8 protein-coding genes are annotated in these 11,655 nt (G+C 62.5%); 4 read left to right on the top strand and 4 right to left on the bottom strand.

Annotated features, from left to right (window positions below; all coding sequences use genetic code 11):
- Both AC5DC2_RS11410 and AC5DC2_RS11405 read right to left on the bottom strand, forming a co-directional pair.
- A partial coding sequence (locus AC5DC2_RS11410) for a carbohydrate ABC transporter permease (protein ID WP_491698562.1) occupies positions 1-495 on the bottom strand: 495 nt, incomplete at its 3' end.
- A gap of 14 nt (positions 496-509) precedes the next feature.
- Positions 510-1,760, bottom strand: coding sequence for a sugar ABC transporter substrate-binding protein (locus AC5DC2_RS11405; RefSeq protein ID WP_491698561.1), 1,251 nt, complete (start codon positions 1,758-1,760; stop codon positions 510-512).
- Between the two features lie 258 nt (positions 1,761-2,018).
- Here AC5DC2_RS11405 and AC5DC2_RS11400 point away from each other — a divergent pair, with 258 nt between their 5' ends.
- From AC5DC2_RS11400 to AC5DC2_RS11390, 3 genes are read left to right on the top strand one after another with little or no spacing between them, the layout of a single operon-like run.
- Positions 2,019-3,230, top strand: coding sequence for an ROK family transcriptional regulator (locus AC5DC2_RS11400; RefSeq protein ID WP_024709187.1), 1,212 nt, complete (start codon positions 2,019-2,021; stop codon positions 3,228-3,230).
- 23 nt (positions 3,231-3,253) lie between these two features.
- A complete protein-coding gene (locus tag AC5DC2_RS11395; protein ID WP_491698560.1) occupies positions 3,254-5,653 on the top strand; it encodes a PIG-L family deacetylase in 2,400 nt (799 codons plus the stop codon).
- Between the two features lie 4 nt (positions 5,654-5,657).
- A complete protein-coding gene (locus tag AC5DC2_RS11390) occupies positions 5,658-6,539 on the top strand; it encodes a DMT family transporter (RefSeq protein ID WP_491698559.1) in 882 nt (293 codons plus the stop codon).
- Positions 6,540-6,594: 55 nt separating this feature from the next.
- Here AC5DC2_RS11390 and AC5DC2_RS11385 read toward each other — a convergent pair whose 3' ends face one another.
- Both AC5DC2_RS11385 and AC5DC2_RS11380 read right to left on the bottom strand, forming a co-directional pair.
- The gene (locus AC5DC2_RS11385) at positions 6,595-7,806 is read right to left on the bottom strand and encodes an acetate/propionate family kinase (protein ID WP_491698558.1); all 1,212 of its coding nucleotides are present in this window, start codon (positions 7,804-7,806) and stop codon (positions 6,595-6,597) included.
- A gap of 70 nt (positions 7,807-7,876) precedes the next feature.
- Complete coding sequence (locus tag AC5DC2_RS11380; protein WP_024709183.1) at positions 7,877-10,276, bottom strand: phosphoketolase family protein; 2,400 nt, start codon at positions 10,274-10,276, stop codon at positions 7,877-7,879.
- A 437-nt stretch (positions 10,277-10,713) separates the two neighbouring features.
- Between AC5DC2_RS11380 and trmFO the strand changes: the two genes are divergently transcribed.
- A partial coding sequence (gene trmFO, locus AC5DC2_RS11375) for a methylenetetrahydrofolate--tRNA-(uracil(54)-C(5))-methyltransferase (FADH(2)-oxidizing) TrmFO (protein WP_491698557.1) occupies positions 10,714-11,655 on the top strand: 942 nt, incomplete at its 3' end.

Below are 11,655 nucleotides of genomic sequence, written 5' to 3'. Positions count from 1 at the left end.
GAGAGCGGAGAGCACGTCATTGATGACGCCGATCGGGGCCGGCTGATAGAACCAGCGCCAGACCCAGGCCATGGCCGCCGCCGTCGTCAGGAACGGCATGAAATAGAGCGCCCGGATAAACCCGTGGCCAAAGCGCACGCGATCGAGAAAAAAGGCGATAGTGAAGGACAGAACCAGCGAGATCGGCGTGCCGAAGATCAGATAGGCGAAGGTGTTCTTGAACACCTGCCAGAAATCCGGATCGGCGAAGAGCTTGGCGTAGTTCTCGAAGCCGATGAATTTCGGCGGGCGCATCAGGTTCCAGTCCGTCAGCGACAGCCGGAAGGCGTCGAGCGTCGGGTAGAAACGGATGACGCTGTAAAACAGCACCGGCAGCGCCAGAAAGGTCCAGACCCAGACGAGGCGCTTGGTGTGCATGGAGAAACGGTCGGCAAAGCCGCCGCCCTCGGGGCGGCCGGCGGCCGCCCCCTTGGTGTGTTCAGCCTGTAAAGACATCGGCTCGTTCCGGCTTACATCGCGTCGTCGATGATGGCCTGTTCTTCCTCGGCCGCCTCCTTGATGCTGTCAGCAGGAGACTGGCCGTTCAGGATCACCCGGTTGACCATGTCGATGGCAACCTGGCGCTGGGCGGCCTCGTCCACGAACAGCGTGGTGTGGGCATAGTCGAGGCCCTTGAGGAAGGGTCCGTAGATCGGGTTCGACGTGTTCTCGTCCGTCAGCGCCACGGCGCGCCGCGCCGGCAGTTCGCCGACCACATCGAGCCAGATGCCCATGGCTTCCGGCGAGGTCAGATAGGTCAGGAATTTTTCCGCGGCCTCAAGCTCCTCGCCTTCGACCTTGGCGCCGATGCCGTTTGCGAAATAGCTCGAATAGTTGGAGCGCATGCCGTCGGCATTGGCCGGCAGCTCGGTCACGGCCCAGTCGAAATCCTCGATCTGGCTGAACGAGCCGAGACGGAAGGTGCCGTCGATGGTCATGCCTGCCTTGCCGGCGCGGAAAGCGGCCTGGCCTTCATCCATGAAGCCGGACTGACCGATTTTCTCGTCCATCTGAAGGCCGGTGTAGAATTCAAGCGCCTCGGTGCCTTCCGGGCTGTCATAGGTCACCTTGCGATAGTCGTCCTCATAGGGCACGCCGCCGAACTGGCGCACCAGCACTTCGCGCCACCACTGGTGGTCCTGGCCGGCCATGTCGAGCGTCATGCCCTCGGTCACCATATTGCCGGCATCGTCGAACTTGGCGATCGCCTTGCCGGCGGCAACCAGTTCATCCAGCGTCTGCGGCGGGTTTTCCGGATCGAGGCCGTTCTCCTCGAAAAGCTTCTTGTTGTAGAACAGCGCCAGCGAGCGCACCGCCGTCGGCAGGCCGTAATATTCGCCGTCGCGCTTCATCGCGGTTACGATCGGGAAGAATTCACTCTCGATCTCATCATGCGGAAACGCATCCTGCGGCAGCGGCTGCAGGAGACCGCCGGCGACGAACTTGTCCAGCCAGCCATAGAAGAGTTGCATCACGTCCGGGCCCTTGCCGGCCATGTTGGCGGCGACAATGCGGGTCTGGTAGTCCGCATAGGGAAAGGTCACCTGCTTGACGGTGATATCCGGATTGGCCGCCTCGAAATTCTCGATCAGCTGGTCCATCGCGTTGACGCGGGTCTCGTAGATATACTGCCAGTATTCGATCTCGACGGCATTTGCCGGATTGACCGAGACCATGCTGATGCCGGACATCAGGCCGGCGAGCAGAAGTGCCTTGCGCATTGAAATCTCCACTTCCCCATGTGCGGCGTCCCGCCGCGTCCGGGGCTTTTCTTGTTCCCGAAAGGCCGCCCGCCCAAAGCGTCGGCCCACTGTTCGCTTTTGTTCCGGCGCCATGCGCCTCCGGGCACCTTTTGCCGGTGCCTCTTCAATACGGTCGCGTGACATCGGGATTTTGTCAATAAGATAATCTAGTTGAATTATTATATTGACGATAGAAGGGACCGGCCCCAGACTGAGACCATCGGAAAGCGAACGGACATGAACGAGAAGACACGCGCGCCTTCGGCCATCGGCAACAATCCGGAACGCAACAGGGAACACAACCGACGCGTGGTTCTCGATCTGGTGCGCCAGCACGGCATGCTGGGACGCATGGAGATCGCGCGGCACACGCATCTGACGGCGCAGGCCGTTGCCAATATCGTCGACGATCTCGTTGGTGAAAACCTGCTGATGGCGACCGGCAGGCGGCGCACGGGACGTGGCCAGCCGCCGATCCAGTTTGCGGTAAACCCCGAAGGGGCTGCCACCGTCGGCGTCGAGATCGCGACCGACCAGATGGTCGTGACCGTGCTCGATCTGACCGGCGTGCTCCGCTACAAGCGCATCGTTCCCCTTAACGGCACCACGCCGGAGCGCACCCTGCCCGTCTTCGCGCTGGAGGTGGAGCGCGCCCGCAGGTCGGTCGAGGCGCCGCTTCTCGGCGTCGGCGTGGTCATGCCCGGCCCGTTCGGCATCGAGGGCATGAGTTTTGTCGGTCCGACCACCCTTCCCGGCTGGAACGGCATCGACGTCAAGGCGGCGCTGGAGACCGCCTGCGGCATTGATGTGACGCTGGAAAACGATGCCGCCGCGGCCGCCGTTGCCGAACGGCTGTTCGGCGCCGGCCACGCGACCCAGCATTTCTGCATGCTCTATTTCGGCACCGGCATCGGTCTTGGCATGATTCAGGACGGCGCGCCCTATCGCGGCGCTTTCGGCAATGCCGGCGAAATCGGCCATGTGCCGGTCGTGCCTTCGGGCAGGCCATGCCCGTGCGGCCAGCACGGCTGCCTGGAACGCTACGCCTCACTTCATGCGCTGCATGAACGTTTCGATGCCTGTGACAGAGAACGCCCCCAAATATCTGAAATTGAATCGCTTTTTAAAAACGAAGATCCAGTGGTGGAAGCCTGGATCGCGGAAGCGGCGGCGCATCTTTCCACCGTCATCGGTCTGCTTGAAAACATCTTCGATCCGGAAACCATCATCCTGAGCGGCGCGTTTTCGGACGCCGTCATGGACGCGCTGATTGTCCGCATGCCGGCGCTGCCGCCATCGGTCGCCGCCCGCTCGAACCGCGCGCAGCCGCGCGTCATGCGCGGACAGACCGGGCAGTATACGGCCGCCCTTGGCGCCGCCGCCCTGCCGCTTTTCGAGATCCTGACGCCGAAACTCGAGACATTGCCGCCCGCCCGGCAGGTGGCCTGACAAACAGAACAACGGGGAACGACATGCTTACGCCGCGCCAGCGCATTGAACAGGAAATGGCCTCATCTTCGCTCGTACGCCTGCACAGGGCGCTCTCCCGGCTGAAATCGCCGGTGACGATGATGAACACGGGCGCGCATCCGGATGACGAACAGTCCGGCATGCTCGCCTTTTTCCGTTTCGGGCTCGGCATACGGATCGTGGTTGCGTGCTCGACGCGCGGCGAAGGCGGGCAGAACGTGCTCGGGCCGGAACGGCTCGGCGCGCTCGGCGTGCTTCGAACGCGCGAGATGGAGGAAGCCGCCCGCGCGCTCGATGCCGACATCCACTGGCTCGGTCACGGGCCGGACGACCCGGTGCATGATTTCGGCTTTTCCAAGGACGGCGACGCCACCTTCGCCCGTTGGGGCGAGGAGCGCATCGTCGAGCGACTGGTGCGTGCCTACCGCAGGGAGCGGCCCGATATCGTCATCCCGACATTTCTCGACGTTCCCGGCCAGCATGGCCACCACCGCGCCATGACGCGCGCCGCCGAGACCGCCATCCGCCTCGCTGCCGACGAGACCGCCTATCCGGAGCATTTCGCCGAGGGCCTGAAGCCGTGGCGCGTGGCCAAATACTACCTCCCCGCCTGGTCCGGAGGGGGCGGAACCTATGATGACGACCTGCCCCCGCCGCCCGCGACCGTCACCGTGACCGCCGAGGGGCGCGATCCGGCAACGGGCGCCGATTATGACCGCATCGGCGAATGGTCGCGCTATTACCACGCCTCGCAGGGCATGGGCTGGTGGCCGGAACGGCCGGACCGTGCATGGAAGCTCCATCTTCTGCTCGGTCCCGATGGCAGCACGCCGGAGGAGACAATCCTCGACGGACTGCCGAAGACGCTGGCCGATCTCTGCGTCGGCGAGGCCGAGACGCTCGCCCATGATCTTGTGACGGCCGATGCCGCGATCGCTGCGGCAATCTCCGCCTTTCCCGATCGCGACGCCGTAACCCGCAGCCTCGTTTCCGCCGCCGGCACGATCGAGGCCGCGCTCAACGCTGCGCCCGACGGCTTCATCGAAAGCCAGGGACACAGGCTCACCCGCAAGCTTGCCGAGATCGATGCGGCGCTGCTGGAGGCTGCTGCCGTGTTTGAACGGGCCTATGGCGCGGCCGAGTGCCTGACGCCGGGCGGCGAGACAAGCCTGACCGTTGTTCTGGGCGAAGACGCCGGCAAGGCGGAAACGACTGTTACGCCGCTCCTGCCAAAGGGCGTCACGGCATCAAAGCCAGCGGAAGAGGCCGGCATCATCCGTTTCTCGCTTGCCGTCGCCGATGATGCGCCGCTGACAAACCAGTATCCGCCGCTCTGGTCGTCGCTCGGCGGCAATGGTCCGGTCTCGGTGAAGCTTGAAACTGAAATTTCAGGCCGCAAGGCCGCCGGCCACTTCGATCTCGAAACCGCGCTGCCCATCGTTCCGGCGCTCTCCCTCACCCTGAAGCCGAACGCATTTATCGTTCCAATACAGAATATTAACCATACTCTTTCATTCATCGCACAAAGCGATACTCCAAACCTCACAATTCACTTCAACGCGCCCGAGGGGTTTCAGGTGAGCGCAACGGGCGAGCGCTACCGTCTCGACCTGCCGCAACGGGCAACGCCCGGTCTCGCGCGCATCGCCCCGGAAATCGACGGCAAACCGGCATCCAACATAACGCCCTTCACCTACCCTCATATCGGGCGCAGCCGTTTCATCCGACCGGAAGTGCTGAGCGTCCTTACTCTCGACCTTGCCCTGCCGGACGGCGAGAAGATTGGCTATGTCGGCGGCGGCGCGGACTCTGTCGGCACATGGCTGAAACGCATGGGGCTCGATGTCACCGAGCTTGATTCGACGGCCCTTTCCGGCGATCTCTCAGCCTTCACCACGATCGTCATCGGCATCTTCGCCTTCGGCACCCGCCCGGATCTTGCGGCGGTGACAAAGAAACTCCACCGCTTCGTCGAGGATGGCGGCCATCTGGTGACGCTCTATCACCGTCCCTCGGACGGCTGGTCGCCCGAGGCAACGCCGCCGCTTTATCTCAGGATCGGCTCGCCATCGCTGCGCTGGCGCGTGACCAACCCCGATGCCGACGTCGAGATTCTGGCTCCCGACCACCCGCTCCTCACCGGTCCGAACCCGATCGCGGCGGACGACTGGGCCGGCTGGCACAAGGAGCGCGGGCTCTATTTCGCGGCTGAATGGGACGGCGCCTACCAGCCGCTTCTTGCCATGCATGACGCGGACGAAAAGCCTCTCGAGGGCGCGCTCGTTACGGCCAGGATCGGCAAGGGCCGGCACACCCACACCAGCCTCGTGCTCCACCACCAGATGGACCGGCTCGTTCCCGGCGCCTTCCGTTTGATGGCCAATCTGGTGCAGCCGGCATGACGCTGTGAGCGCCGGGGCATCAAAGCAAGAAACAACGGGCACGGCCGGCCAGGGCATCGCCTGGCTGATGGCGGACATGACGCTGGTGACTTTCATGAGCGCGCTGGTGAAGGCCAACAGCGTCGCCTATCCGGCCATCCAGCTTGTGTTCATCCGTGCCCTCGTCGGCCTTCTCTTCATCCTGCCGATGGTCGTGAAGAACCGCGCGGCGCTGAAAACGATGCGCTATCCATTGCGCAATGCCTTCCGCGTGACCTGCAATGCCATCGCGCTCACCTCGAACTTTCTCGCCTTTGCCATGCTGCCGCTGGTCATGGTCAACGCGCTCGGCTTCACCCGGCCGCTGGTGACCATGGGCCTTGCCGCGCTTCTGCTCGGCGAGCGCGTCGGCCGGCTGCGCTGGCTCGGCGCGGCGATCGCCTTTGGCGGCGCACTGATCATCGTCTCGCCGAATGAGGTCGAACTCAATCCCGGCCTGCTGGCGGTGCTTGCCAGCATTCTCTTCGGCGCCATGGCGACCATCCAGACGCGAAAACTGGCCGAGGAGAGCACGATCGTGATGATGGCTTTCTATACGGTCGGCCTCGTGCTGCTCACGGGCCCGCCGGCCCTCTTCGTCTGGCAGCCCGTGCCGCTTGCCCACTGGCCGGCGCTGGCGCTGATCGGATTCCTGGCCCAGGCCGGGCAATATTGCTGGCTGAAGGCCTATCAGAAAAGCGATGCAAGCCTTCTGGCGCCCTTCGGCTACCTCTCGGTGTTCTTTTCCGCCGCCGCCGGCTTCTTCTTCTTCGGCGAAGTCCCGCCGCCCCGCATCTTCCTCGGCGTTGCGGTCATCCTGATCGCGCTTCAGGGAACGCGGTTCCTCGAAAGGCGACGCCGGACATGAAAATGCCCGCGCTTGCGCACGGGCATGTCGGTTCGTCGCGAAAAGGACCGAAGGATCAGGCGTAGGACGGTTCCCGCCCCGCCTTCACCGCCTCGCTGACAACGCGCGCGGTCTGGCGGGCAAGAACGATTTCCTCATCCGTCGGAATGACGCGGACTTCCACGCGGCTTTCCGGGCAGGAGATGATTTCCGCATTGGCGTTGTTGGCGTCGTCGTCCAGTTGAACGCCGAGCCAGCCGAGACGATCGCAGATCATCTTGCGGATGACCGGTGAGTTCTCGCCAATGCCGGCGCTGAAGACCAGCGATTCCATGCCTTCCATGGTGGCGACCATGATCGACAGTTCGCGGCAGGCGCGGAAGACGAACAGATCGATCGCCTTCCTGGCGTTCGGGTCTTTGCTTTCCATCAGCACGCGCAGGTCGCCGGAAATGCCGGAAACGCCAAGCAGACCGGATTTGTAGTAAAGCATGTGCTTGATTTCTGCCGGCGTCAGGTTCTCCGCTTCCATCAGCGTCAGAACCAGGCCGGGATCGACCGTGCCGGAGCGCGTGCCCATCATCAGCCCGCCGAGCGGCGTCAGGCCCATGGTCGTGTCGATGGCCTTGCCGTTGCGCATGGCGCACATCGACGAACCGCTGCCGAGATGGGCTACGACGGTGCGCTTCTTGACCAGATAGTCCGAGATCTCGCGCAGACGATCGGCGATATAGGTGTAGGACAGGCCGTGGAAGCCGAAGCGGCGGTAACCCTTGGCTTCATATTCCAGCGGGATCGGATAGCGCGCCGCGCGCTCGTCCATATTGACGTGGAAGGCGGTGTCGAAGCATGCGACCTGGGGGAGGTCGGGACGGATGCGACGGAAAAGCTTGATCGAGGCGAGGTTGGCCGGCTGGTGCAGCGGCCCCATGGGAATAAGCGTCTCGAGGTAGGAAACGATCTCGTCATCGAGCAGGACCGGATCGGCGAACCGGCCGCCGCCGTGAAGCACGCGATGACCAACGGCCTGCAGCGGGCTGTTTGCGGTGTAGGGCTTGATGACGCCGAAGATGCGCTCGAGCATGTCTTCCTGCATATGTTCCCCGATTTCGAGATCCATATTGCAGATTTCCTTGCCGCCGGCTTCCTTAACAACAAGACGGGGGTTTTCGTTTACGCCGTCAAACTGACCGCGCAGGACAAGAGAAAAATGATCACCCTCGACTTCGTAAAGACGGAATTTGAGGCTGGATGATCCGGCATTCAATGCCAGTACTGTGCCATTCATAATCGCTATCCAGAAATGGTGAGCGCACCGCCCTGGGAGGAGGCGGTGCGCGAGGCTTCAGAAAATTGGATCAGCCCTTGGGATAAGGCCATTTCCAATCGAGAATCTCCGGCATGTCTTGACCATGCTCGCGGACATAATCGTGGTGTTTGGCGCGCATTTCCTTGAGATAGTTCAATGCGGCCGCGCCTCTTTCGCCAAATCCGCCTGCACGTTCGATCGCGTCCATGGCCAGATGGTAGCGGTCGAGGCGGTTTTGGACAACCATGTCGAACGGCGTCGTCGTCGTTCCCTCTTCAACATAGCCACGCACGTGGATGTTGTTGTGGTTGTGACGGCGGTAGGCCAGGCGGTGAATGAGCCAGGGATAGCCGTGATAGGCGAAGATGACCGGCTTGTTCTCGGTAAAGAGCGCATCGAAGTCCGCGTCGCGGATGCCGTGCGGGTGCTCTTCCTTCGGTTGCAGGGCCATGAGGTCGACGACGTTGACGACCTTGACCTTCATTTCCGGCAGCTTCTGGCGGAGAATGTCGACGGCGGCCATCATTTCCAGCGTCGGGACGTCGCCGGCCGCAGCCATGACGACATCGGGCTCTTCGCCTTCCGGAACGTTGCTTGCCCACTTCCATTCGCCGAGACCGGTGTCGCAATGCACGATGGCTTCCTCGATCGACAACCATTGCGGCTGCGGCTGCTTGCCGGCAACGATCACGTTGACGCGGTTATAGGTGCGCAGGATGTGGTCACCGACAACCAGAAGCGTGTTGGCATCCGGCGGGAAATAGGTGCGGACGACGTCGGCCTTCTTGTTGACGACGTGGTCGATGAAGCCCGGATCCTGGTGGCTGAAGCCGTTGTGGTCCTGACGCCATACATGCGAGGTCAGAAGGTAGTTCAGCGACGAGATCGGCTTGCGCCATGCCATATGCTGGGTGGTCTTCAGCCACTTCGCATGCTGGTTGAACATCGAGTCGATGATGTGGATGAAGGCTTCGTAGCACGAGAACAGACCGTGGCGGCCCGTCAGCAGGTAGCCTTCCAGCCAGCCCTGGCACAGATGTTCGCTCAGAACTTCCATCACGCGGCCGTCGCGGGCAACGCCTTCGTCATACTCAAGGATGTCGGCCATCCAGACGCGGTCGGTGACTTCGAAGACATCCTGCAGGCGGTTCGAGGCGGTTTCGTCGGGGCCCATCAGGCGGAAGTTGCGTTCCTCGGCGTTGAGCTTCATGACTTCGCGCAGCAGCATGCCGAGACGCTTGGTTGCCGAGGTCATCACGGCGCCCGGCTGCGTCACGTCCACCGCGAGTTCGCGGAAGTCGGGCATCTTCAGTTCCTTGCGCAGGACGCCGCCATTGGTGTGCGGGTTGGCGCTCATGCGCAGATCGCCTTCGGGCGCCAGCGCCTTCAGCTCGGGGACCAGCCTGCCGTTTTCGTCAAACAGCCTGTCCGGGCCGTAGCTCTTCAGCCAGTCTTCGAGCTGGCTGCGGTGATCGGCGTTCTGGCGGGCTTCCGAGATCGGCACCTGGTGCGAGCGCCAGAAATCCTCGACCTTCTTGTTGTCGACGAATTTCGGGCCGGTCCAGCCCTTGGGGCTCCTGAGGATGATCATCGGCCAGCGCGGCATTTCGTAGACCGTGCCTTCGGCGCGGGCTTCCGACTGGATCTCGCGGATGCGGGCGTAGCACTCTTCCATGACCTCGGCCATGCGCTGATGCATGTATTCCGGGTCGTCGCCTTCCACGTAGAAGGGTTCGTAGCCATACCCCTGGAAGAGGTCGGTCAGGTCCTTCTTGCTCATCCGGGCCATCAGGGTCGGATTGGCGATCTTGTAGCCGTTGAGGTGCAGGATCGGCAGAACCGCGCCGTCATTGATCGGGTTCAGGAACTTGTTCGAATGCCACGAAGCGGCAAGCGGGCCGGTTTCGGCTTCACCGTCGCCGACGACGCAGGCAACGATCAGGTCGGGATTGTCATAGGCCGCGCCGAATGCGTGGACCAGGGCGTAACCCAGCTCGCCGCCTTCATGGATCGATCCGGGCGTTTCGGGAGCGACGTGGCTCGGAATGCCGCCGGGGAACGAGAACTGCTTGAACAGCTTGCGCATGCCTTCCGTGTCTTCCGTGATCTCCGGATAGACTTCGGTATAGGTGCCGTCGAGATAGGCATTGGCGACCAGACCGGGGCCGCCGTGACCGGGACCGCAGATATAGATCGTGCTGGCATCGTATTTCTTGATGACGCGGTTCAGGTGAACATAGATGAAGTTCAGCCCGGGCGTCGTGCCCCAGTGGCCGAGCAGGCGCGGCTTGACGTCTTCTTCGGCGAGCGGCTCCTTCAGCAGGGGGTTGCCCATCAGATAGATCTGACCAACCGACAGGTAATTGGCCGCCTGCCAGTATCTATTCATCAGATCCAGTTCTTCGGGCGCCAGAATATTCCGGGCTCCATCAGGCGTGATCTGTTCCATGTCGATTCCCCTTTTCGAAATCAAATTGGCGTTTAAATCGATTTGCTATATCCCTCAGACCGGTTTGAGATCACATGACCTAAATCAACCGAAGCGCGGCGGCAGAGATTTTCCGGCTCTCTAACCGAGGGATTTTGCATCGCTGGCGAGGCGCCGGCGGCGCCCCGTACTCAACGACATAGCAGTTGTTTCAGCGCTTTCAACGACTTGACGTTTGCAAACTTTGCTGCAGCAATCATATAACGTCAACCGTGACAGACTTTTGGCGGACGCAGAATATTTTCAGAAATTCGTTTCGCTGCACAAATCGGCCATTGCCCCTCGACGGCGCGTCGCCGATCTGGCATTGGCAGAGCCAAGTTCACCGGCCGCTCCGGTGCCCAGATTAAACTGAAACACGCCGGCGGAAAGCGCCGGCCAACCTTGCGGTTTGAACGATGCCCGACCCCAGCATATCACCGAACCCCATCCACGTCATCGGCGGCGGTCTTGCCGGCTCCGAAGCGGCATGGCAGATCGCCAGTCGCGGCATTCCGGTGATCCTGCACGAGATGCGCGGCGTGCGCGAGACGGCGGCCCACAAGACCGACGGCCTTGCCGAACTGGTCTGTTCCAATTCCTTCCGCTCCGATGATGCGACCAGCAATGCCGTCGGCGTCATCCACGCCGAAATGCGCATGGCGAACTCGCTGATCATGGCCTGCGCGGATGCGCACCAGGTGCCGGCCGGCGGCGCGCTGGCGGTCGACCGCGACGGTTTTTCAAACGCCGTCACCGAAAAGCTAGCCGCCCATCCGTTGATTACGATCGTACGCGAGGAAATGACGGCTCTGCCGCCGGAGGAGTGGGATCAGGCGATCATCGCGACCGGGCCGCTGACCGCCCCTGCCCTTGCCGAGGCGATCAGCGCGAAGACCGGAAAGGAGGCTCTCGCCTTCTTCGACGCCATCGCGCCGATCGTCTACCGCGACACGGTCGACATGGATATCTGCTGGTACCAGTCCCGCTACGACAAGGTCGGGCCCGGCGGCACGGGCAAGGACTACATCAACTGCCCGATGAACGAGGCGGAGTACAACGCCTTCATCGACGCGCTGCTTGCCGGCGACAAGACCGACTTCAAGGAATGGGAGGGCACGCCCTATTTCGACGGCTGCCTGCCGATCGAGGTCATGGCCGAGCGCGGCCGCGAGACGCTGCGCCACGGCCCGATGAAGCCCATGGGCCTCACCAATGCCCACAAGCCCGATGAAAAGCCCTATGCGGTCGTCCAGCTGCGCCAGGACAACGCGCTCGGCACGCTCTACAACATGGTCGGCTTCCAGACCAAGCTGCGCTATGGCGCGCAAAAGGACGTGTTGCAGATGATCCCCGGCCTC

This window comes from Martelella sp., assembly GCF_984369615.1.
The sequence above is the reverse complement of the archived record's forward strand: the minus strand, read 5'-3'. Positions and strand labels throughout refer to the sequence as shown.